This window comes from Bacillus altaicus (assembly GCF_042136375.2).
In the GTDB taxonomy this organism is placed as follows: domain Bacteria; phylum Bacillota; class Bacilli; order Bacillales; family Bacillaceae_G; genus Bacillus_A; species Bacillus_A cereus_U.
The window spans coordinates 3,572,690-3,594,202 of the sequence record NZ_CM143394.1 but is presented as its reverse complement, the minus strand read 5'-3'; the positions used below and the strand labels follow the sequence as shown (position 1 = coordinate 3,594,202).

Genomic DNA, 21,513 nt, shown 5'->3' with positions numbered 1-21,513 from the left:
CAAGGTATTTGAATGGAAGAGCATACACTTCGAATGAATAAGCATGGTAGAAGATTAATTTATCTTAACCTAGCAGATACAGAGGGCACGATCATTAATTACTGTGATTATCCGGAAGAGAAGTAAAGGAAGTGTATTATGGAGAAAGGGTGTTGCGTAATAACGTAATACCTTTTTTATTTATCCCGCTATTTGTTGGCAATAAGATTCCCGCTTCAAAAGTCGGAGAATGCGAGGGATTTAGGTGGGAGATCGAATGCCCGTAAAAGTCCCACTGATTAAAGTTTCACTTTATGTATTTCACATTTTCTTCACAAATGATTCACGATAACTTTTCTTCTTTAGAAACTTACATAAATATATTTTATGCTATAATGATAATCTACTTTAAAAATATAAGTAATATATATATAAGTAGCTACTATTTTGTTAGAAGTGTAGAGGTGAGGAATAAATAGAGAGTGATACTAAATAAAACCTTATACTTAATCAGGTTAATATTTTATCAAGAAATAAAACTTGGGAAGTAAAAAGTAATGAAAGTGTAGTGACGAAAAAGAAAGAAGTGAAATGATTGTGAAAGTAATACGAAGGTTAGGGGCATGGCTATTAATAGCGTGCGTGTTTATCATATTGATACCAAAAAGCACATCCGCTCATGCGTATGTTGTGAAATCAAACCCTACTGAAAATGAAACGTTGAAGAAAGCACCACCTATTGTGAAAATTGAATTCGATGAGGACATACAAGTTTCAAGTTTTAATACATTGTTCGTAAGAGATACCTCAGGTAAAAGAGTAGATTTAAAAGATGCTCATATTGATAAGAAAAACAAAAAATTATTAGAAGCTGGGTTAAAAGAGAATCTCAAAAATGGTCTTTACTCTATTCAGTGGAAAGCTATTTCAGCTGACGGGCATCCGATTCAAGGAGTTATTCCATTCCGGATTGGATTAGCAGAAGCGGGGACAGACGATATACAAGTAGAAGAGATGGGCTATGTTCCGCAAATCGATATGATCATGGAACGTGGGGTTCTATATACAAGTTTCTCACTATTTTTAGGAGTTCTATTCTTTAATCTTATTATGTATAAAGGGAATGCAACCCCAGTTCAATCAAGGAGTAAGAGAATAATATGGATATCATTATTTGGGATATTTATTAGTTTACTATTCAATCTACCATTGCAAGCGAAAATAAATGCTGATGTTTCATGGTTAGAGGCATTCGATCCTATATTATTAAAAGAAACATTACAGCTATCTGTTTTTGGTTATGTATGGATAACCCAAATGGCTCTTATTAGTATGCTTATGATTGTTACATATTTTGCAGTGAAGAGTGAGAGGCTTTCGTCGTTTAAAGTATGGAGCATTCCAATTGTATTATTTATTGGGTTACTTGTTATGAAAGCCTTCAATAGTCATGCATATGGATTAAAGTTTAAAGAAATTGCTGTCGTTATGGACTTTCTGCATTTATTCGCAGCTTCGTTATGGATTGGAGGGCTATCATCGATTGTTCTTCTTTTACGTAAAGAGGATGACAAGTGGACTATGTATTGGGATGCGATTAAGCGTTTTTCGCCATGGGCAACAGGTGCCGTCATAGTGATTTTATTAACGGGTCTTTTTAACAGTACATTTTTTATTCCCACGATCCATTCCCTATTTGATACGAAGTATGGATTGGCCTTATTAGCAAAGATACTTTTATTCGTGTGTATGGGGATATTGGGAATTATTCATTATGTGAAAGGGAGAATGCGAGCACAGCAAAGGTTAGGAGCTACGGTGAAAGTAGAGTTTATCATTGGAATTATCGTTTTTGTAATCGTAGCTTTTATGACAAATGTACAAACGCCGCCGATGCCTCCTACGGGACCTGTTACAGAGAGTAAACAATTAGATAATGGATATGAACTTACTTTACATGTAAGTCCTAATAAGGTAGGACAGAATACATTTCATATTACTTTGAAGGATGAGAATGGACAGCCTGTTACTGATATGGAACAAATTGTATTGACGACTCAATCTTTAGATATGAATATGGGCAAAGGTTCATTTAAAGTTTCGGCAGTTTCACCAGGAGAATATGAAGCGGAAGGCATGTATATTAACATGACAGGAAACTGGAATATACATGTTCATGGATTAACAAAATCTCTTGATAGCTTCGATATAGATTATAAATTTATTGTAGGTGGCAGGTAAAGAGACGTTATAGATGAAAAGGAGTTAATAGAAAATGAAGCGTATAAAAAAATTAGGAACAACAATGATAGCAACAATAATTGCAATGGGAATTTTTTCGTTACCTGTTAGTGCTCACGTAACTGTGCAACCAGCAACTTCGGATGTTAACTCATGGGAGACTTACACAATAAAGGTACCAGTTGAAAAGAATGTGGCAACAACAAAAGTCACACTGAAAATACCGTCTGGAGTTGAGTTTCAACAGTATGAACCAGTGCCAGGATGGAAAGTAGAAGAACAAAAAGATACAGCTGGAAAAGTTAAAACTGTAATATGGGAAGCAACAGGAGAGGGGATTGCACCTGGTCAGTTCCAACGATTTACTTTCGTTGCTAAAAACCCAGATAAAGAACAAAAAATAGCTTGGAATGCATATCAACAATATAAAGATGGAGAAATTGTTGAATGGACAGGCGATGAGAAAGCTGAGAAGCCCCATTCACTTACTACGATTGCAAAAGGTACATCATTAACAGGAGAACATGGTGAAGTATCTAGTGTGGAAAAAAATGAAGGTACAAGTAATATGCAAACAATAGCAATTGTCTTATCAGTTTTAGCGATTGTATCTTCCATAGGTACGTGTGTTTTTGTAGTACGTCGTAAAAAGTAGGGAACATTGAAAGGTCTCATTGAAAGGTCTCATTGAAAGTAATGAGACCTTTGTTAATAAAATTTTGAGATTAAGCAGCTTCGAGGGGGATTAGAGCTACAAATACAACATGGTTTATTAAGATAAGGAACTCAATTGACTGTCATTACTTCTTCTGGTAGGTTATCATGCTTAAGCCAGTTTTCAATTAAAGTATTAAATAGTTTGGGATTTGCTAAAGGGATTCCATGACCGATTTTAGGAATGATAATACCTGTGCAATTAGGATTGCTTTCAAGGATTGCAGTCATCGAGTCTTTCATGATTCTTTTTTCGTTTTCTCCAACAGTCACTAATATATTGCTACTAGCATTCTCGAAACCTTTTGGTATTGTAAACGACATATTTTCTTCTAATATCCTCACAAATGTATTTTTACTTATTTGACAACTTTCATGATAATAGTTATCAAATTGTGTTTCATCTATGCACATTGATTTTGCTTGTATTTTGGAAAACGTCTTACTCTTTATAAGTGGATAGGTTAAGCCAAGGGATCTTATTAATGTTTTAGCGAAAGGAATTAGTTTAACTAATGCGCTATTTATCATAGCGTATTGAATTAAGTTTGGTTTCATGCTGAGCATTGCAATTAATACTTGAGCACCTAACGAAAAACCGATTACTATAACAGTTTTACCTTGTCCTTTTTCTTCAACTAATTCGATGATTTTTTCAGCACTAAAGTGTATTGAAAAATGATCCTTACTACTATTTTCCCCTTGCTCGGGTAAATCAGGAACAAGGCAGTGAAAGTTAGTAAAATGTTTAATTTGTTTGTCCCACATCCATCCACTGACTCCGCCCCCATGAATAAAAACCATAAGTGGAGAGCTTGAATCTCCAAATTCTTTATACTGTAAAACCATATAATTCCCCCTTATGATTAGAATTGTTAGTCCATACATATGTATTAGAGATAATATTTTCTACTTAATTATCATCATACAATAAAAAAGAAAAATTTTCCTTTTGCTAAGATGTTAAGTGACTGTACTCATAAAATGGTAAAAAAGAAAGAGCCTACAAGTGGTGGACTCTTTCTCATATCTATTTATTTCACTTCAACTTGCTGCCTTACAGCAAGTGCTTTCGGCTTTATATTTACAAAACAAATGCTTACGATAATAAATAAAAGTCCGATGAATAAGCTAATTGTAATGGCCTCATGTAAGAAAATTGAACTTACAATAATAGCGATCAGTGGGATAAGGAACGTATAAGCCCCAACTTTACTTGCCTCACCAGCTCCTACAAGTGTAAAGTAAGCGAGCCATCCCATTGCAATAACAAAGACTGAGATGAATAGTAGTACACTTACAAATGGTATACTCCAAGCGATGTTAGACCAGCTTTCAAATTCTGAACCAAATCCGATTAAGCAAAGTCCGCCAATAATAAGCTGAAGTGTTACCATCCAAATGGCATTAACGCGGTGTCCAGTTTTCTTAATAAATACTGTGCCGAGTGCCCAGCCGATAGCACAGCCTAAAGCAAGTAGAACGCCGATAATAGAAATATGTCCAGTTAAACTACTAGAACTAATAACCCCTACACCAATAAATCCAAGAATAAGTCCGAAAATTTTCAAGCCATACATTGCCTCTTCAAGCCAAATCCATGAGAAAATACCGAGTAAGACAGGTTGGAGAAATACGATTGCGGAGAATAGTCCGGCGGGCATGTATTGAAGTCCGACAGTTTGTAATCCGTAAAATAAAATAATATTGAGTAAAGATGAAATAAAGTATAGATGCCACGTTTCCTTTAAATTTAACTGTTTGTATTTCGGTAATGCGAAAATAAGTAGGATAAATCCTCCTATTAATGTTCTAATCCCTGCAAAGAGTACGGGTGGTGTGTAATGCAGAGCGAATTTTGATAACGGCCAATTAATTCCCCACATAATAACGAGAAAGGTAAGAATTATGGCCGTCTTAGTTCGAGAAAGCTGTGTCACTGTAAGACCCCCTTGTTGTTATTCATTTCACTATGATATGATATCGACTATGATAAATAAAATGAATCTTTTTTATAAGGAGTATAAGTGATTAGTTATGACCATTACACAACTGCAAGTATTAATAAAAACTGTTGAGTTAGGTAGTTTTACGAAGGCTGCTAGGGTGTTAAATATGACACAGCCAGCTGTAAGTCATGCGATTTCAAGTATTGAGTCAGAGTTAGGAGTTACCATTCTTATACGCGATAAACGAAAAGGGCTAATTGTTACGGATGTTGGAAATAGAATTCTGGTACATATTAGAGAAATCTTAAACGGCGTTGAGAAGATTGAACAAGAAGTGGCGATGGAGAAAGGGCATGAAGTCGGAACAATTCGAATCGGGAGTTTTCCGAGTGCCTCGGCATATTTTTTACCCAAAATGATTAATATCTTTCGTGAAAAGTATCCGAATTTAGAATTAGTTCTTTGCGAGGGTACACTTAAAGAAGTAGAAGATTGGCTAGTATCACGAGTAATTGATATCGGAATTGTTATTTTGCCTAATAAAGATATGGAGATCGTGCCCTTAACGAAGGGGAAAATGGTTGTTGTCTTAAGAGAGGATCATCCTCTTTGTAAGAAAGATTCTATTACAATAAATGATTTAGAGAATGAACCGATCATATTATGTAAGGGTGGGTACGAACCACCCATTATCGATATGTTTAAACAAGCGAACGTACCACTTCGGGCCGAATATATAATTTCAACAGTTACAACAGCTTTAAATATGATTCAAGAAGGATTAGGACTCGCAATTTTGGCTGAGTTATCTTTGACGAGTTTACCAAAAAATATACAAACGAGAGAATTGGAACCGCAAGTATGGAGAGAAATCGCTTTAGCTGTTCCTTCATTAAAGGATTCTTCACTCGCTGTACAGCTATTTATTGAAGAATTCCAAGAGTTGTTTGCAGAATAAGAAGAGGTGTCTCATATATTGTAATGGGGCACTTTTTTAGTTTGCTTAAAAAAATCTATAAAAAGGATTGACTTATCTTTTTGTTGTAACTATAATGATTACAACGAGGTGGTGATTACGATGAAAATTAGTAGCCGCTTTTCTATAGCTGTTCATATGTTATCGATTTTGAAAAACAATCCATCTTTAGTTTGTACTTCGGACTATATGGCCGAAAGTGTAAATACAAATCCGGTAGTCATTCGTAAAATCATGTCTTACTTGAAACAAGCTGGATTTGTTTACGTAAATCGTGGGCCAGGTGGTGCGGGATTATTAAAGGATTTACATGAAATCACATTGTTAGATGTGTATCATGCAGTGAATGTAGTAGAAGAAGATAAACTATTTCATATTCACGAGCAACCAAATCCAGATTGTCCAATTGGAGCAAATATTCAAGCTGTGTTAGAAGTTATTTTAATTCAAGCTCAATCTGCGATGGAAGAAGTTTTGAGAAATATTTCGATGGGGCAGTTATTTGAATCTTTACAACAAAAAATGAATGCATAATATGATAATCGCAAGTCTCTAAAAGAGAATGCATATTTTTTTCTTAAAATTGTAACTGTTTCGGTTACATCTAAAAATAAAAAGAAGGTAAGGTGCAAATAATATGACTGTAAAAATGAAAGTATACTCAGATTTTATATGCCCGTTTTGCTTTTTAGCAAAAGGTCCATTAGATGAAGTAGCGAAAGAGAAAGATGTGGAAATCGAATGGATGCCATTTGAATTGCGTCCAAGTCCATATTCAAAAATAGATCCTTGGAACGAACCAGATAAGTTAGGTTCATGGGATGCTTTCATTCTTCCTACTGCAAAAAAATTAGGGGTTGAAATGCGTCTGCCCCGTGTTTCTCCGCATCCATATACACATTTAGCTTTTGAAGGGTGCCAATTTGCGAAAGAGCGTGGACTTGGAAATGAGTATCATCACCGAGTATTTACTGCGTTTTTCCAAGAAGAGCAAAACATTGAAGATATTGATGTATTAACGAAATTAGCGGTAGAAGTAGGGCTTCCTGAAGCTGAATTTAAAGATGCTTTAGTAAATCGTAAATATAAAGAAAAACATCAAGAAGCAATTCAGCATGCATATGATGAAGCAAATATTATGGCTGTTCCAACTGTAATGATTGGAGATGAAGTCATTCAAGGACTTGCTAGTAAAGAAACGCTACAAAGAGTAATTGATAAAGAAATCGAAAAGGATAAAACAAATTCATTTGAAGGTATGCAATGTAAGACGGATGGATATTGCTAATTCGTCTTGCATGAAAGAATCAAGTTGATTTGTTTAAATAAAAATAATAAAACATATATTTGGAGGAATTAAAATGTCAGCAACTACAACAAACTTAAAAGAAGCAATTGTGAACCGTCGTTCAATTCGTAAAGTAACAAAAAGCGATGCAATTACGAAAGAAAGAATTGAAGAAGTTTTAAAAACAGCTTTACATGCACCAACGTCGTTCAATATGCAAAGTGGCCGTATGGTTGTATTAATGGATGGAGAGCATGAAAAGTTTTGGGATATCGTAAAAGAAACACTAAGAGCCCGCGTACCAGCAGAAAACTTTGAAGCGACTGTAGAAAGACTAAAAGGCTTCCATGCAGGTGTAGGAACAGTACTATTCTTTGAAAATCAAGCAACGGTAGAAAAAATGCAAGAAAATGCACCATTATATAAAGATCAGTTCCCATTCTGGTCTCATCAAGGAAATGCAATGTTACAACATACTGTATGGATGCTATTATCTGCTGAAGGAATTGGAGCGTCATTACAACATTACAATCCAATCGTAGATGCTGAAGTGAAAGCAACTTGGAACATACCAGCAGAGTGGAGCTTAGTAGGACAAATGCCATTTGGTGAGCCAAATGAACAACCAGGGGAAAGAACATTCTTACCTACTGAAGATGTAGTGAAATTTTATTAAGAAATTCAATATGTAACAAGAAGGGATTTGTTACATACTTATCAAATTTAAAGGACAGCCCATATTATAATATGGGCTGTCCTTTAGCATAATAATGAAAAAGTTGTTATAGGAACAAATTTTTAAATATGGATTGATGACTTAAAATGAAAAATCTATTGTGTTTATCCCACTATTTGAATGCAGTCCCACTGATTAAAGTTTCACTTTATTTTTTTGAAATGACAGTAAACATCCCCGTCATGTTTGGTGAGTAATCTTTAAAATCATATTTTTCATAGAAAGATTCTTTACCTTGCGATGCAAACAAACCGACAAACGCCTTATCAGGGGCATTCTGATTTAAGTATTCAACCAAAATATGCATTATTTCTTTCCCAATACCATTTTTCTGATAATCTGGATGAACCACTATATCTTGAATATAGAAATAGATAGCCCCATCACCAACAATTCTCCCCATGCCCACAATTTGTTCATTATCTTTGACTGTGATGCAGTGGATAGAATTCTTTAGTGATGTTTCCACCACTTCAAAATTCATATAATTAGTCCATCCAACAGACTCGCACAAATATTTGTACTCTTCCAATGTTGGAATGTTATTTTTAAACTCATATTTCTTCAAAATGTATCCTCCAAGTCCTCAATTTCAACAAATAAATAAATTCGACATTTTTTTATCTATTCCTCTTATGCAACTAAACTCCCTTTAGCTATTTAATTTAGTACAGCTTATTTGTGTTAATTTATAAGAGTTTAGGGAAGAAATATAAGAAATGATCTGGTGAAAAAGGAAGTGGAAATATGAGTGATGAGAAAAAATATACAGTGGTAGGTACTGATGTCGAGGAAGTAAAGCGTTTAAACAAAAATTCAGGTTTAACGTATAACCAAGTGAAGGAATTGTTAGCGAAGCAAATGCAAAAAAAAAATAATTAAGCTTTTCATTTAGCATTTTTCTAGAGAGAGTTAAGTAATAGATAACTCTCTTTTTTCAATATGAAAAATCTACTAAGGAGCAACAGTCTAAAAATAGACGTTCTCCTAAAATATAGATTTGAAAAATAGTTTTTAGAAAAGTATTAGATGAAAAATCCGACATTAGAAAAGAAAAAAAGGATTCTTCCTAATTAGTAAGAAAGATTGTCTATAGAAGTTCATAAAATGTAATATATTCAATTTCCATCCATTGAAGGGGGAGGTTAATTTTTAATGAATGAAGTGAAAAATTTCTTTCGAAGTAGAGGGTTTCAACGGTTTCTCGTTTTAATAATATTAGTGCTTGTATTGTATGGATTAAAAAGTATGATTAATTTAATATTAATTACGTTTATTCTCACGTTTTTGATGGATCGATTTCAAAAGTTTATTTCAAAAAAATTGAAAGTAAATAGGAAAGTGGTTATTGCTGGTTTATATATTGTATTAGTGACGTTTATTGTAACTACACTATATAAATATTTGCCTGTACTAACGATACAAATTTCACAATTAATTTATCAATTTAAATTGTTTTTTCAGAACCCACCTGATAACGAGATAATTAAATATGCACTTTCGACAATTAATGGAATGGAAGTATCGAAATATATCGAACAAGGTGTAGATGTCATATATCAATCGATAGCAAACATAGGAAAAGTCAGTTTACAAATACTACTTTCTCTTATTTTAAGCTTATTTTTCTTATTAGAAAAAGAACGCATTATAGCATTTACTTCGAAATTTAAAGATAGTAAGCTGAAAATTTTTTATGAGGAGATTGCATATTTTGGTGAAAGATTTGCAAGATCGTTCGGAAAAGTAATTGAAGCACAGTTTTTAATTGCGGTTGTCAATTGTGTGCTCACTGTAATTGCACTTGTCATTTTAGGATTTCCGCAGCTTCTTGTATTGGCTGTCATGGTCTTTCTACTCGGTTTGATTCCAGTTGCTGGTGTTATCATTTCATTGTTTCCACTTTGTATCATTGCCTATAACGTCGGCGGGGTTATGTATGTTGTTTACATACTAGTGTTCATTACAGTAATCCACGCTCTTGAAAGTTATTTATTAAATCCAAAATTTATGTCTGCAAAAACGAATTTACCTGTTTTTTATACATTTATGATTCTTATTTTCTCAGAACATTTCCTTGGAATATGGGGGCTTATTATTGGGATTCCAATCTTTATCTTTTTATTAGATGTACTTGATGTAAATAATGATGAACCGATTAATGATACTAAGTGATAGAAAATGACCGATGTTTTCTCTTGATGAAAACATCGGTCATTTGTTATTTTTTCTTTGGAGGAGGTAGTTTAACGAAGGTATTTGCAATTAAAGCTATAATAACAGCAGCAAAAATAAAGACTGCGATTACACCAACTCCCATACCTGCCCATCCTCCTATAAGGAAGATACTTATCGGTATTGCTAACAAGCTTAAAATAAGTAGAATCAATCCGAGATTCTTATCATATTTTTTAGTTGGAAATAGCGTTCTGATGATTAAGAAGAGGAAAATTATTAAGGATGCTACAGCTAGCAAGAGGATTACAATCGTCCAAGAATCATTCATGAAATCACTCCTTTTTATAGATAATATTACCGTTTAAATTGAGGGGGAACTATAAAAATATAAAAAAGCAATCCAATATAAATCGGATTGCTTTTTTGATTGAAAAATATGATTAAAGAACAGGAGCCATTGTTTCTTTCAATACTTGAACAGAGTGATCGAATTTTAATTCTTCCTCTTCACTTAGTTCAACTTCTAAAATTTCACGAACACCGCCGCGGTTTAAAACAGCAGGTACGCCGATATAAACATCTTGTTGGCCGTATTGACCTTCAAGATATGCTGATACAGTTAATACGCTGTTTTCATTGCTTAAGATTGCTTTCGTAACACGTAAAAGTGACATGCCGATGCCGTAGTATGTAGCACCTTTTCGTTCAATAATGTGATAAGCTGCATCACGAACGTTTACGAAAATATCATCTAAATCTTTTTGGTTATATGTGTTGTCTTTTTCAAGAAGCGTTTGTAGTTTTTGAATACCAATTGATACGTGACTCCACACCGGAAGTTCTGTATCACCGTGCTCTCCGATAATATAAGCGTGAATGTTATGAGGTCCAATATCGAAGTACTCACCTAGCATATAGCGGAAACGAGCAGAATCAAGAGTTGTACCAGAACCGATTACGCGTTCTTTCGGTAATCCAGATTCTTTCCAAGTTACGTAAGTTAAAATATCTACAGGGTTTGTTGCGATTAAGAAGATACCGTCAAAGCCACTATCCATAATGCTCCGAACAATTTGCTTGAAAATTTTAGCGTTTTTCTCAACTAAATCTAAACGTGTTTCACCTGGCTTTTGTGGTAATCCAGCTGTAATTACAACAAGATCTGCGTCTTTACAATCTTCATAACTACCTTTCCAAACCTTTGTTGGAGCTGGTGCGAAAGGAACGGCATGGCTTAAGTCCATTGCTTCTCCTTCAGCTTTTGCTTCATTTACATCAACTAAAACAAATTCTTCAGCTACAGCTTGGTTAATCATGCAGTAAGCATAGCTACATCCAACTGCTCCTGTTCCTACTAATACAACACGGTTAATACCTTTTTTCATTTCAAAATTCCTCGCTATTTCATAAATTTTATTATGTAAGATAATACGTCTTACTTCTATAGTTTCATATCTATTTTATTACATTTTATAAAAGATATTCAAGTGATTGAAAATGTATCCACTCAATTACTTGAATGAAACATAGGAATCCTGTTAAACGAATATAATTCAGTAAAATCCTTCGTAAAAGGGGAATTGGCATGGGGAATCCATTATCGATGGAACAAATGCTTCAAATTGTTCATGAAGGGCTTGCCAAAACGAATAACCCCAAACGGATTACAGTTGCCGGTGCAGGGATATCTGGATTAGTTGCAGCATCTTTATTAAAAGAGGCTGGGCATGAGGTAACGATTATAGAAGCAAATAACAGAATAGGTGGCAGGGTGTATACGATTCGTGAACCATTTAGTGCAGGATTATATTTTAACGCAGGTCCTATGCGTATTCCGGATACTCATGATTTAACTTTAGCCTACATTCGTAAATTTAAACTACCGTTAAACCTTTTTATTAATAAAACTTCTTCAGATATAATTTATACGAATAACAAAAGAACGAGATTGGATGTGTTTGAAAAGGATCCAAGTGTACTTGGATATCCAGTTTTAGATAAAGAAAGAGGGAAAACGGCAGAAGGGTTAATGTTAGAGGTATTGGAACCGATACTTAATTATATTAAGAAAGATCCTGATAAAAACTGGATTATTGTTGAAAAAAAGTATAAAACATATTCGCTCGCTTCATTTTTAACTGAGTATTATTCAGATGGAGCAATAGATATGATCGGAGTACTTCTTGATATGGAAGCATACATGGGAATGTCTTTAATTGAAGTATTACGCGAAATGATCTTTTTCACTTCAACGACGAAATATTATGAGATAACGGGCGGGATGGATAAATTACCAAATTCATTTTTACCAGAGCTAAAGGATAATATTTTTATGTCGTATAAAGTAGAAAAAATTATACAGGAAGATAATAAAGTAATGCTGCAAGTAACACATGAACAAACGTTAAATTCATTTATAGTAACTGGTGACATCGCTATTGTCACAATTCCATTTTCAGCTTTGCGATTTGTAGAAATCCAGCCATATAATTTATTCTCTTATCATAAAAGGCGGGCAATTCGTGAATTAAATTATATTGCTTCAACTAAAATTGCGATAGAGTTTAAAAGTAGGTTTTGGGAAAGAGCAGGACAATATGGTGGTAAGTCCATTACAGATTTACCTATCCGCTTTACATATTATCCGAGCTACGGCATTCATGCATCAGGATCAGCGATTATTTTAGCCAGTTATACGTGGGCAGATGAGGCATTAACATGGGATAGTCTCTCGCATAGAGAACGTATTCGTTATGCGTTGAAAAATTTAGCGCAAATATATGGAAACGTGGTTTATAGTGAGTATGTTGCAGGAGAATCTTTTAGCTGGAGTCAAAATCCGTATTCTTGCGGAGCATTTACAGCTTTTGAACCAGGGCAAGAGCTTGAAGTATTTCCATATATTACGCCGCCAGCTGGCAGGGTGCACTTTGCAGGAGAACATACGACGTTAACACATGGATGGATGCAAGGAGCGATTGAGTCTGGAATTAGAGTTGCCCATGAAGTGAATGAAAATGAAACGATAATCTAGCAGTTTTGTTTACAAATAGTTGTTCTTTTAATAAAATGATAAATATAAATCGTAATTATTACGCTTTGAATACGTTTAGAATAAAGAAATGGATGGTCGATCGAATGAATAAAGTAGAAATTCATATATTAGGTGGTTTTTTAGGTAGTGGAAAATCAACATTGCTGCAAAATTTATTATTAGCAGAAAAGAAGAAAAATCGAAAAGTTGCAGTTTTGATGAATGAAATCGGCGAATACTCGGTAGATACAGATATTATTGGAAAAGAGAATGTGTTAAGGGAACTCCTGAAAGGATGTATTTGTTGTACGTTGAAAGAAGAGCTTGAAATACAATTACATTCTTTATATCAACAGGAAAGACCAGATGTAATTTATATAGAAACAACAGGCGTCGCACATCCAATTGAAGTGTTAGATGCATGTGTATCACCAATTTTAGCTCCTTTCCTTGAAGTGAAATCCATAGTAGTCGTATTAGATGCGGTAAGATGGTTAAACCGAAGTATATTAAGTGCAAATGTACAACAGCTATTACATGAGCAAATGAAATATGGAAGTCATATTCTTATTAATAAATCAGATTTATTAACAGATGAAGATAAAAATAAAGTATTTGAAGATGTAAAAGCAATAAATAATCATGCGAAATTGTTTGAAACAAAATATTGTAATATATCTTTAAATGATATAGAAGAAGCTGAATTTGCGAGTGGTGGAGAACATGCGACACTTCATGTTAAACAGCATTTACATATACAAACAATGACGTATCAATTTACGAAATCGATTGATCAAGACAAATTATATGAATGGCTTTCGAATTTACCAGATAGTATTTATCGTGTGAAAGGTTTTGTGAAATTTCATGGAGATAAATACCCCCATCTATTCCAATATTCGTTTGGGGTACCAACTTTATTGGAACAAGACTTCGGTTACCCGACAAACTTGGTAGTAATAGGGGAAGGATTAGATAAGAAGCAATTGGTTGAAGGATTAGAGAAAGTCGAAAATAATTAATCAGTTTTTCTAATCGTTTTTTTAAGTAAGCTGCAAATAATTGACTTAATGAATTAAGTTAATTATTTGCAGCTTTTTGCGTGATGATTACTGTAATGAAACAGTAATTTCATTTGAACAACGGAATATATATTGATTGTATGTCCGTTTCCATTTAATAGGAAGGTGATTATAGATTTGTGCCGAATGTAGAGGTTACTACAAGAGTTTTCCATTACCAATTTTAAAGACATGATTACAGACAAGGGAATTTGTCGTGTTTGATTCTATCAGAAAGTAAAGTATGGGGAGGATCACAATGTCGATGGAAAAACGTAAATGGCTAAGAACGGTGGTTACTGGTTGTGTTTTAGGGTCGTTATTAGTAACAGCAGCTTGTTCAGGAAAAAAGACAAGTACAGAAGATGAAAAAACGATTAAGGTAGGGGTTCTTGCTTCGATAACAGGTCCACTAGAATCGTATGGAAAACAAACAGTAAATGGATTTGAATTAGGCTTAGACTATGCAACTGGTGGAACAGGGAAAGTAGAAGGAAAGAAGATTAAGTTTGTTGTGGAAGATACAGAAACGAAAGCAGATGTAGCCGTTAAGAAGGCTACGAAATTATTAGAAGAAGAGAAAGTTGATTTTTTAGTCGGATCGTCTAGTTCAAGTGATACATTAGCAGTTTTACCACTAGCTGAAGAGTATAAAAAGATTATGGTTGTAGAACCGGCAGTTGCTGATAGTATTACCGGGAAGAACTGGAATAAATATATTTTTAGAACAGGAAGAAACTCTTCGCAAGATGCGATTGCTGGGGCTGCCTCAATTGCTAAAAAAGATGTAAAGATTGCGACGTTTGCTCCAGATAATGCTTTCGGTCGTGAAGGAATTGCAGCATTTAAAGCGGGAGCGAAGAAATTAGGTGCGAATATTGTAAACGAGCAATATGCGGATACGAATTCAACTGATTTCACTGCGAATATTCAAAATATTATTAGCTCAAAACCAGATTATTTATTTATCGTTTGGGCAGGTGCGAATTCACCGTGGAAACAGTTGAAAGATATGAATGTGGAAGCGCAAGGCATTAAAATTTCTACTGGTGCACCTGATATACCAGCATTAAAAACGATGGATGCGCTAATAGGGATGCAAGGGTTTTCCGTTTATTATCACTCACTTCCAAAGAATAAGGTGAACGATTGGTTAGTAGAAGAACATAAAAAACGATTTAATGGTGCTGTTCCAGATTTATTTACAGCAGGAGGAATGTCAGCGGCAATTTCTATCGTCGAAGCTTTAAAGAAAACGAAGGGCGATACAGATGTAGATACACTTATTAAGAAAATGGAAGGGATGGAATTTGAGACACCGAAAGGAAAGATGAAATTTAGAGAGAAGGATCATCAAGCATTACAAACTCTATATTCTATAACGCTGAAAAAGCAAGATGGTGTTGATTATCCAGTACCAGTGTTAGAGAGAGAATTAACGATGAAAGAGACAGAACCGTCAATTCAAAACAAATAGACTGAATTTTCTGTTGTTTTTATATAAAGAGGGGATACCCTCTTTATACTTATTTCTTTCATAAACATGGCTTTCAGTGGGAGGGATTTCATGACACATTTGTTAGAGACGAAAAATCTTTGTGTATCTTTTGGGGATCATCATGTTATTAAGGATGTTAATTTAACGGTACAAAAAGGAAAGCTCATTTCAATTATTGGACCGAATGGTGCTGGAAAGACAACACTGTTCAATTTACTAAGTGGGCAAATTTCTCCGACGAAAGGTGAAGTTTATTTTAAAGGGCAGGATATTACAAAATTATCAATTTCAGATCGAACGCGTTTGGGCATTGGTCGTTCTTTTCAGTTGACAAATATTTTTCCAGAGCTAACAGTACTTGAAAATGTGCGTCTAAGTGTTCAATCGTTTGTTCAGGATTATTACAGTTTCTTTCCGAATGCAGCCAAGTTAAAGCAGCAAACAGGAGAAGCGAGACGTCTTTTGAAGACAGTACTCCTTCACGAGAAAGGGGACGTATTAGCTAAGGATTTAGCTCACGGAGAAAAAAGAAAGTTAGAGCTTGCTATGTTGTTAGCATTAAAGACAGATGTATTACTACTAGATGAGCCGACAGCAGGTATTTCAGTTGAGGAAGTTCCAGCTATATTACAAGTAATCGAAAATATTAAAAAGAATCCAGAGAGCACAATCGTACTTATCGAACACAAAATGGATATGGTGCTAGATTTATCAGATCATCTTATCGTTTTATTTCATGGCGAGTTATTGGCTGAAGGATTGCCGGAAGAAATGATGAAAGACGAACGAGTACAAAGTGCTTATTTAGGGGGATTATATAGTGGCACTACTACAAGTGAGTAATATAGAGACGTATTTAGATCAGTTTCATATTTTACAAGGAGTGTCCCTTTCGGTTGAGAAGGGAACGATTACAGTATTGTTTGGAAGAAATGGAGCTGGAAAAACAACAACATTGCGCTCAGTTATGGGGTTTCACCGGATAGAAAATGGAGAAGTTTATTATGATAACACAAAAGTAAATGGATTATCTACACATTTAATTTCCAGAAAAGGTATAGGTTATGTACCAGAAAATCAAGGTATTTTTCATGATTTAACAGTAGAAGAGACATTCGCACTTGCTAGGGGGAAGATAGGCAAAGAATCTGAAGAGAAAATAGATTGGATGCTCGAACTATTTCCAGATTTAAAGCAGTTTTGGAATAAGAAAAGTGGGCTCTTAAGCGGGGGACAAAAGCAAATGTTGGCTATTTCAAGAGCATTTATTAATAGTGATGGACTATTGCTTATTGATGAGCCGAGTAAAGGGCTATCTCCAATTATGATAGAAAAATTAATGGTAGCTATTTTGAAAATGAAGGAAAAAACGACTGTTTTACTTGTTGAACAAAATTTTATGATGGCTAGTCAAATCGGTGATTATTTTTACATTATGGATAATGGGCGTATTGTGCATAACGGTTTCATGGAGGAACTGCGAGAGGATAAGGAAACATGTCATAAATATTTAGGTATTTCTTAACATTGATACGGGGGGATAGAACGTGGATGTGCTAATTAACTTATTTGTAAACGGCGTTTCGACAGGGATGCTTATTTTTTTATTAGCGTCTGGTCTATCACTTATTTTCGGTTTAATGAGTGTACTAAATTTTGCGCATGGCGGTTTATTTGCATGGGGAGCATTTACAGGCGTTTGGTTATTTAATATGACAGATAGTTATTTATTAGCGCTAATTGGCGCAGTCGCTATGGGTATGTTTCTTGGTTTCATTTTAGAAAGGTTTCTTATTAGACCAGTGTATGGAAACCATGTTCGGCAGCTTCTCGTTACACTCGGAGGAATGCTCGTTCTTAGCGAGTGCATCAAAATATTTTGGGGTCCTAATCCAATCGCTGCAAAATTACCGTTATGGCTTCAAGGAAGTTTTACATTTGGAGGAGTTATCTTAATAAAATATCGCCTATTCGTTATTTTAGTTGGGATACTAATTTACATCGCTTTACTATTATTGCTGAAAAAAACAAAGATAGGACTTATGATTCGCGCGGGTGTAATGGATAAAGAGATGGCTCAAGCTCTCGGAATTAACGTAAAAGCGATATTCTCGTTTGTTTTTTTATTAGGAGCAGGGATGGCGGCGTTAGGTGGTTTTCTACTAGCACCATATTCAGGAGTTATTTTCGCTGAGATGGGTATGCAGTATGCAATTTTAGCCTTTATAGTAGTTATCATTGGAGGATTAGGTAGCGTACAAGGTTCAGCGCTCGCTTCTTTAATCGTCGGATTAGCCGGTGCTTTTACAGCGTATTTTATACCAGATTTATCTCTTGCAATCAATATGTTAATGTTACTATTTTTCTTAATAGTGAAGCCAACGGGACTCGTTGGTGAAAAGGGGTGACATGGTGAACAGCATATCGGGTCGAATTAAAGTATACTTCGGAGTATTTATGCTCATTTGTTTAAGTGTATTTCCATTCGTAAATGATTCACGGAGCTTGTTAATTTTGTTTACTCAAATCTTCATCTTTGCTATTTTCGCTATGAGTTTTGATGTTCTCCTTGGATATACAGGTATTGTTTCATTCGGTCATTGTATGTTCTTTGGTATAGGGGCGTATGGGGTGGCACTCTTGTTTGATCGGCAAGGAGTATCCATAATGAACTTTTTCATAGGAATAGCAGCCGCAATTATTGTATCAGCCATCGTTAGTTATATAATCGGTATGCTTTCATTACGTTTGAAAAGTCATTTTTATGCAATGTTAACGCTCGCTATTTCTCAGTTGTTTTTTGTACTTGCTGAAAAATGGCGTTCGCTGACTCACGGAGGAGATGGATTTACATTTCGTGTACCAGATATATTCCGTGATCGTTTTACGTATTATTACGTAACACTTATATGTTTAATCAGCATCTTCATTTTGTTACGTCTTTTCACAAGGTCTTCTATTGGAAAAGTATTAAAGGCTATTTCACAAAATGAACAACGTGTTGAAGCACTTGGCTATAAAGTTCTCCATTATAAAATTATCGCAAGTGTAGTGGCAGGAGTAGTAGCTACAATTAGCGGTGGTTTATTCGTTATCACATTGCGTTTTGTAAATACGACGGTATTTTCAATTGAAATGACACTAAACGCATTATTGATGACAATGATTGGAGGAGTTGGAACGTTAATCGGAGCAATCGCTGGAGCTGGGATTATTGAATCATTGAAGTATTATTTATCCGAACTAGCAACGGAATATCCGATTTTTGAAAGATGGACGATTATTCTTGGTTTATTGTATATTATCGTGCTACTAGTTTTTCCGAAAGGGTTAGTTGGAACAGTTAAAAAGTTGAAGAATTTTAAAAGGGGTAAGAAGGAGAAGAGTACGGAGGTGGAACAGAACGTGTAAAAAATGGGTGGAAAAGGTTTTAAGTGAAGTTATAGTATGAAACCCCCTCCTTTAGATAAGTTAAAGGAGGGATTTTTCATTTCTAGAAAGAGAACTCTGGCTTATGTAATTCATGAAATTGATATTTTTTAAAAAAGTCAATTGTTTTAATTGAATAGTTCAATGGGAATCTTTTTTTCTAATTCTCGATGCGTAAAAAAATTAATAGATAGGTTTTCTAGTGGCATATCTTCAATTGGTGCTAATTTATCATTTCTAATCGGTAAAAAGGCTATCCCGTTCCCCTCAGCGATGAATTCTTCAATAAGTGAATAAGAGTCTAATTGTTGAAGTTGACGCTGAGATAGATTGTTATCTTTTAGAAATTGTATTGTCCGATTTCTAAAAGGGCACTTCGTATCGTTACTAACGAAAAAAAGTTCCTTTGAATAGTCGATGTAACACTTTTCTTTTGCTTTTAATAAGCCAATAGAAATTGTTGTACTGAATACTTTTTTAAATGCTGAATCTAGATTATCTTCATAACTTATGATCATATCGACTTTTTGCTTTTGTAGCAGTTTTTGCAAATGACTACTACTTTCTATGTATATTTGATAATTCCTGAAATTTTCTTTAATACGCGTACTCAAATAATTAGTTAAAATAGATTGTGACGTCGCTATTCGATAAGATGTACAACTCATTTTAATTTCATCTTTTGCTTCTTCTAATAAAGTTAATATTTTGCTAGTGTAATCTAATAAAATTTCACCTGAGGGTAACAGTGAAACCCCCTTGTTATCTCTATGTAGTAAAGCTGTTTCTAATTCTTGTTCTAATTTTTTGATTCGCTCAGTTACATTTGGTTGAACATAACCTAACTCTTTAGCAGCTTTACTAATAGAGCCCTCATTCGCTACAGTTTTAAATATGATAAGATCATTTATTTCCATTCATTTCAGCCCCTTATACGGTATCATTATAAATGATAGCAAGCATAATTTATACCTATTTTACACCGATCCAACATCGATTTATCATTATGTATATAATATCGAAAGTGAGTGATAAACATGATTGGAATGCAATATAAGGTCATTTTGCCAAAGGATTATGACATGGAGATTATTAGGAAAAGGGTAATGGATAATGGGTATAAAACAGATGGTTTTCAAGAAATGAATTTTAAAGCCTATTTAATTGCTGAGGCGGGTAAGAATGGGAATTTCTATAATTGTTATGCACCTTTATATATTTGGAATAGTCATGAAGGGATGAACAAATTTATCTTTGAAGGATATTACGATAATATTTTACAATCATTTGGATGGCAACAAATAAATATAGGTGTTCCTTTAGTTGTTAATCTAAGTGATGATTTTAAGAAAAGTAGATATGTTGTTGAATGTGAAGGAAGTATTTCTCAAAGTAAATCATTGATTGGTACTCAATTAAATACAATGAACGAAAATGTAAAAAATACAGAAAAGTGTTTAGGTAATGTAATAGTTTATAATCCAGATAAATGGGGTTATAGTCAATTCAATTTTTATAATGAGAAGCCTGAAATAGATGTAATGGACAATGTTACAATATATGAGATTTTACACATTTCACAATAAAATCTTCTTGAATGCCAAAATAAGAAAAAGGAATGAGAATATATGCCTTTTGTAAACGTTTATTATTCTGAAAGTACATTAAATAAAGAAGAGTTAAAAAAGATAAGTGAATGTATCCACCTTTCGTTAATTGATCATTTTAATATCCCTGAAAATGATTATTTTCAAATGTTTTTACCTTATCAACCAAACCAATTTTTTTACAGTCCACATTATTTGTTAGAGCGAGAAGAAAAGAGAGCAGAGAACATAATGCATGTTTCTATTACATGTGGACCAGGAAGAACGCTAAGGCAGAAAAAGGATTTGTATCAATCAATATCTAATAAAATTTCTGAGTATATTAATATTAAACAGGCTGACATTTTTATTACGCTACATGAGGCATCTGCTGAAAACTGGTCATTTGGTCAAGGGGTGGCACAACTAGTGAAGAGGAAGGGGGAGTAAAATGATGAATGAACCAATTGAATTTTATATTCAAAAGAAAATGAGAGAAATGGCACCTGCATTTGCTCATTATAGTGAAGAGATATTGTTTGAAGAAGTGTGGCGGGATGCCACTTTAACATTAAGAGAAAGAAGTTTATGTACAGTGTCGGCACTAATCAGTCTTGGTAATACAGAACAATTACCATTTCATTTGCGACTAGCTAAACAACATGGGATCGCGGAAAATGAAATGATTGTATTAATAACACATATGGCTTTTTACGTTGGTTGGCCAAAAGCTGTGGCAGCTTTAAATATAGTAATGAATGAAATTTTAAATATATACTGCTGTTGATATTTAAATCTTTATACTTGCATTACTATCACTTGAGTGGTAAAGTGATAGTGAGAT

24 protein-coding genes and 1 pseudogene are annotated in these 21,513 nt (G+C 34.2%); 19 read left to right on the top strand and 6 right to left on the bottom strand.

Features of this window, described 5'->3' with window-relative positions; all coding sequences use genetic code 11:
• Positions 1 to 18 precede the first annotated feature (18 nt).
• The 3 genes and pseudogenes from ACE38F_RS18665 to ACE38F_RS18655 all read left to right on the top strand — a co-directional run.
• Positions 19 to 126: pseudogene (locus tag ACE38F_RS18665) on the top strand (glyoxalase); the annotation flags it as partial.
• Positions 127 to 570: 444 nt separating this feature from the next.
• Positions 571 to 2,220: a copper resistance CopC/CopD family protein gene (locus ACE38F_RS18660; protein WP_375370622.1), complete on the top strand. Its 1,650-nt coding sequence runs from the start codon at positions 571 to 573 to the stop codon at positions 2,218 to 2,220.
• 34 nt (positions 2,221 to 2,254) lie between these two features.
• Complete coding sequence (locus ACE38F_RS18655; protein WP_375370623.1) at positions 2,255 to 2,875, top strand: YcnI family copper-binding membrane protein; 621 nt, start codon at positions 2,255 to 2,257, stop codon at positions 2,873 to 2,875.
• A gap of 131 nt (positions 2,876 to 3,006) precedes the next feature.
• Here ACE38F_RS18655 and ACE38F_RS18650 read toward each other — a convergent pair whose 3' ends face one another.
• Positions 3,007 to 3,783 carry an alpha/beta fold hydrolase gene (locus ACE38F_RS18650; protein ID WP_087995671.1) on the bottom strand — a complete coding sequence of 259 codons (777 nt, stop codon included), beginning with the start codon at positions 3,781 to 3,783 and terminating at the stop codon, positions 3,007 to 3,009.
• A 185-nt stretch (positions 3,784 to 3,968) separates the two neighbouring features.
• Positions 3,969 to 4,874 carry a DMT family transporter gene (locus ACE38F_RS18645; RefSeq protein ID WP_375370624.1) on the bottom strand — a complete coding sequence of 302 codons (906 nt, stop codon included), beginning with the start codon at positions 4,872 to 4,874 and terminating at the stop codon, positions 3,969 to 3,971.
• A gap of 97 nt (positions 4,875 to 4,971) precedes the next feature.
• Here ACE38F_RS18645 and ACE38F_RS18640 point away from each other — a divergent pair, with 97 nt between their 5' ends.
• The 4 genes from ACE38F_RS18640 (at position 4,972) to ACE38F_RS18625 (ending at position 7,823) form a co-directional block, all read left to right on the top strand.
• A complete protein-coding gene (locus tag ACE38F_RS18640; protein WP_341307076.1) occupies positions 4,972 to 5,841 on the top strand; it encodes a LysR family transcriptional regulator in 870 nt (289 codons plus the stop codon).
• Between the two features lie 120 nt (positions 5,842 to 5,961).
• Complete coding sequence (locus tag ACE38F_RS18635; protein WP_375370625.1) at positions 5,962 to 6,393, top strand: Rrf2 family transcriptional regulator; 432 nt, start codon at positions 5,962 to 5,964, stop codon at positions 6,391 to 6,393.
• Between the two features lie 103 nt (positions 6,394 to 6,496).
• Positions 6,497 to 7,147: a DsbA family oxidoreductase gene (locus ACE38F_RS18630; RefSeq protein ID WP_341307075.1), complete on the top strand. Its 651-nt coding sequence runs from the start codon at positions 6,497 to 6,499 to the stop codon at positions 7,145 to 7,147.
• 73 nt (positions 7,148 to 7,220) lie between these two features.
• Complete coding sequence (locus tag ACE38F_RS18625) at positions 7,221 to 7,823, top strand: nitroreductase family protein (RefSeq protein ID WP_375370626.1); 603 nt, start codon at positions 7,221 to 7,223, stop codon at positions 7,821 to 7,823.
• 208 nt (positions 7,824 to 8,031) lie between these two features.
• On the opposite strand, the gene ACE38F_RS18620 is transcribed toward ACE38F_RS18625, so the two are convergent.
• Complete coding sequence (locus ACE38F_RS18620) at positions 8,032 to 8,451, bottom strand: GNAT family N-acetyltransferase (RefSeq protein ID WP_199671706.1); 420 nt, start codon at positions 8,449 to 8,451, stop codon at positions 8,032 to 8,034.
• A 179-nt stretch (positions 8,452 to 8,630) separates the two neighbouring features.
• Here ACE38F_RS18620 and ACE38F_RS18615 point away from each other — a divergent pair, with 179 nt between their 5' ends.
• Positions 8,631 to 8,765, top strand: a complete 135-nt coding sequence (locus ACE38F_RS18615) for a hypothetical protein (protein ID WP_375370627.1) — start codon at positions 8,631 to 8,633, stop codon at positions 8,763 to 8,765.
• A gap of 273 nt (positions 8,766 to 9,038) precedes the next feature.
• The gene (locus ACE38F_RS18610; RefSeq protein WP_002158297.1) at positions 9,039 to 10,058 is read left to right on the top strand and encodes an AI-2E family transporter; all 1,020 of its coding nucleotides are present in this window, start codon (positions 9,039 to 9,041) and stop codon (positions 10,056 to 10,058) included.
• 46 nt (positions 10,059 to 10,104) lie between these two features.
• Here the strand turns inward: ACE38F_RS18610 and ACE38F_RS18605 are convergent, their stop codons facing one another.
• On the bottom strand, positions 10,105 to 10,389 hold the full coding sequence (locus tag ACE38F_RS18605; RefSeq protein ID WP_375370628.1) for a YesK family protein: 285 nt from the start codon (positions 10,387 to 10,389) through the stop codon (positions 10,105 to 10,107).
• Between the two features lie 112 nt (positions 10,390 to 10,501).
• Positions 10,502 to 11,446, bottom strand: coding sequence for an L-lactate dehydrogenase (locus ACE38F_RS18600; protein ID WP_002012312.1), 945 nt, complete (start codon positions 11,444 to 11,446; stop codon positions 10,502 to 10,504).
• Positions 11,447 to 11,646: 200 nt separating this feature from the next.
• Here ACE38F_RS18600 and ACE38F_RS18595 point away from each other — a divergent pair, with 200 nt between their 5' ends.
• The 7 genes from ACE38F_RS18595 to ACE38F_RS18565 all read left to right on the top strand — a co-directional run bounded on the left by ACE38F_RS18595 (position 11,647) and on the right by ACE38F_RS18565 (position 19,065).
• Positions 11,647 to 13,095 (top strand): flavin monoamine oxidase family protein, encoded by a 1,449-nt coding sequence (locus tag ACE38F_RS18595; RefSeq protein WP_375370629.1) that lies wholly within the window; start codon positions 11,647 to 11,649, stop codon positions 13,093 to 13,095.
• Positions 13,096 to 13,199: 104 nt separating this feature from the next.
• Positions 13,200 to 14,117 carry a CobW family GTP-binding protein gene (locus ACE38F_RS18590; RefSeq protein WP_375370630.1) on the top strand — a complete coding sequence of 306 codons (918 nt, stop codon included), beginning with the start codon at positions 13,200 to 13,202 and terminating at the stop codon, positions 14,115 to 14,117.
• 298 nt (positions 14,118 to 14,415) lie between these two features.
• A complete protein-coding gene (locus tag ACE38F_RS18585; protein WP_375370631.1) occupies positions 14,416 to 15,633 on the top strand; it encodes a substrate-binding domain-containing protein in 1,218 nt (405 codons plus the stop codon).
• 90 nt (positions 15,634 to 15,723) lie between these two features.
• Positions 15,724 to 16,497 carry an ABC transporter ATP-binding protein gene (locus ACE38F_RS18580; protein ID WP_002135736.1) on the top strand — a complete coding sequence of 258 codons (774 nt, stop codon included), beginning with the start codon at positions 15,724 to 15,726 and terminating at the stop codon, positions 16,495 to 16,497.
• Positions 16,475 to 17,179: a branched-chain amino acid ABC transporter ATP-binding protein gene (locus ACE38F_RS18575; protein WP_375370632.1), complete on the top strand. Its 705-nt coding sequence runs from the start codon at positions 16,475 to 16,477 to the stop codon at positions 17,177 to 17,179. Before ACE38F_RS18580 ends, ACE38F_RS18575 begins: the two co-directional genes overlap by 23 nt.
• A 22-nt stretch (positions 17,180 to 17,201) precedes the next feature.
• Complete coding sequence (locus ACE38F_RS18570) at positions 17,202 to 18,062, top strand: branched-chain amino acid ABC transporter permease (protein ID WP_375370633.1); 861 nt, start codon at positions 17,202 to 17,204, stop codon at positions 18,060 to 18,062.
• Positions 18,063 to 18,111: 49 nt separating this feature from the next.
• Positions 18,112 to 19,065 (top strand): branched-chain amino acid ABC transporter permease, encoded by a 954-nt coding sequence (locus ACE38F_RS18565; RefSeq protein WP_375370747.1) that lies wholly within the window; start codon positions 18,112 to 18,114, stop codon positions 19,063 to 19,065.
• 146 nt (positions 19,066 to 19,211) lie between these two features.
• On the opposite strand, the gene ACE38F_RS18560 is transcribed toward ACE38F_RS18565, so the two are convergent.
• Complete coding sequence (locus ACE38F_RS18560) at positions 19,212 to 20,000, bottom strand: LysR family transcriptional regulator (RefSeq protein WP_375370634.1); 789 nt, start codon at positions 19,998 to 20,000, stop codon at positions 19,212 to 19,214.
• Between the two features lie 120 nt (positions 20,001 to 20,120).
• On the opposite strand from ACE38F_RS18560, the gene ACE38F_RS18555 reads away from it, so the two are divergent.
• The 3 genes from ACE38F_RS18555 to ACE38F_RS18545 are packed head-to-tail and all read left to right on the top strand — an operon-like array spanning position 20,121 to position 21,456.
• Positions 20,121 to 20,669, top strand: a complete 549-nt coding sequence (locus ACE38F_RS18555) for a DUF4865 family protein (RefSeq protein WP_375370635.1) — start codon at positions 20,121 to 20,123, stop codon at positions 20,667 to 20,669.
• Positions 20,670 to 20,711: 42 nt separating this feature from the next.
• Positions 20,712 to 21,119, top strand: coding sequence for a tautomerase family protein (locus ACE38F_RS18550; protein WP_215556030.1), 408 nt, complete (start codon positions 20,712 to 20,714; stop codon positions 21,117 to 21,119).
• A gap of 1 nt (position 21,120) precedes the next feature.
• On the top strand, positions 21,121 to 21,456 hold the full coding sequence (locus tag ACE38F_RS18545) for a carboxymuconolactone decarboxylase family protein (RefSeq protein WP_375370636.1): 336 nt from the start codon (positions 21,121 to 21,123) through the stop codon (positions 21,454 to 21,456).
• Positions 21,457 to 21,513 lie beyond the last annotated feature (57 nt).

Excerpts from the sequence above, each read along its gene's own strand:
- ACE38F_RS18660 (WP_375370622.1), top strand. The coding sequence starts at position 571 with ATGATTGTGAAAGTAATACGAAGGTTAGGGGCATGGCTATTAATAGCG.
- ACE38F_RS18655 (WP_375370623.1), top strand. The coding sequence starts at position 2,255 with ATGAAGCGTATAAAAAAATTAGGAACAACAATGATAGCAACAATAATT.
- ACE38F_RS18650 (WP_087995671.1), bottom strand. The coding sequence starts at position 3,783 with ATGGTTTTACAGTATAAAGAATTTGGAGATTCAAGCTCTCCACTTATG.
- ACE38F_RS18640 (WP_341307076.1), top strand. The coding sequence starts at position 4,972 with ATGACCATTACACAACTGCAAGTATTAATAAAAACTGTTGAGTTAGGT.
- ACE38F_RS18635 (WP_375370625.1), top strand. The coding sequence starts at position 5,962 with ATGAAAATTAGTAGCCGCTTTTCTATAGCTGTTCATATGTTATCGATT.
- ACE38F_RS18630 (WP_341307075.1), top strand. The coding sequence starts at position 6,497 with ATGACTGTAAAAATGAAAGTATACTCAGATTTTATATGCCCGTTTTGC.
- ACE38F_RS18625 (WP_375370626.1), top strand. The coding sequence starts at position 7,221 with ATGTCAGCAACTACAACAAACTTAAAAGAAGCAATTGTGAACCGTCGT.
- ACE38F_RS18615 (WP_375370627.1), top strand. The coding sequence starts at position 8,631 with ATGAGTGATGAGAAAAAATATACAGTGGTAGGTACTGATGTCGAGGAA.
- ACE38F_RS18610 (WP_002158297.1), top strand. The coding sequence starts at position 9,039 with ATGAATGAAGTGAAAAATTTCTTTCGAAGTAGAGGGTTTCAACGGTTT.
- ACE38F_RS18605 (WP_375370628.1), bottom strand. The coding sequence starts at position 10,389 with ATGAATGATTCTTGGACGATTGTAATCCTCTTGCTAGCTGTAGCATCC.
- ACE38F_RS18600 (WP_002012312.1), bottom strand. The coding sequence starts at position 11,446 with ATGAAAAAAGGTATTAACCGTGTTGTATTAGTAGGAACAGGAGCAGTT.
- ACE38F_RS18595 (WP_375370629.1), top strand. The coding sequence starts at position 11,647 with ATGGGGAATCCATTATCGATGGAACAAATGCTTCAAATTGTTCATGAA.
- ACE38F_RS18590 (WP_375370630.1), top strand. The coding sequence starts at position 13,200 with ATGAATAAAGTAGAAATTCATATATTAGGTGGTTTTTTAGGTAGTGGA.
- ACE38F_RS18585 (WP_375370631.1), top strand. The coding sequence starts at position 14,416 with ATGTCGATGGAAAAACGTAAATGGCTAAGAACGGTGGTTACTGGTTGT.
- ACE38F_RS18580 (WP_002135736.1), top strand. The coding sequence starts at position 15,724 with ATGACACATTTGTTAGAGACGAAAAATCTTTGTGTATCTTTTGGGGAT.
- ACE38F_RS18565 (WP_375370747.1), top strand. The coding sequence starts at position 18,112 with ATGCTCATTTGTTTAAGTGTATTTCCATTCGTAAATGATTCACGGAGC.
- ACE38F_RS18560 (WP_375370634.1), bottom strand. The coding sequence starts at position 20,000 with ATGGAAATAAATGATCTTATCATATTTAAAACTGTAGCGAATGAGGGC.
- ACE38F_RS18555 (WP_375370635.1), top strand. The coding sequence starts at position 20,121 with ATGATTGGAATGCAATATAAGGTCATTTTGCCAAAGGATTATGACATG.
- ACE38F_RS18550 (WP_215556030.1), top strand. The coding sequence starts at position 20,712 with ATGCCTTTTGTAAACGTTTATTATTCTGAAAGTACATTAAATAAAGAA.
- ACE38F_RS18545 (WP_375370636.1), top strand. The coding sequence starts at position 21,121 with ATGATGAATGAACCAATTGAATTTTATATTCAAAAGAAAATGAGAGAA.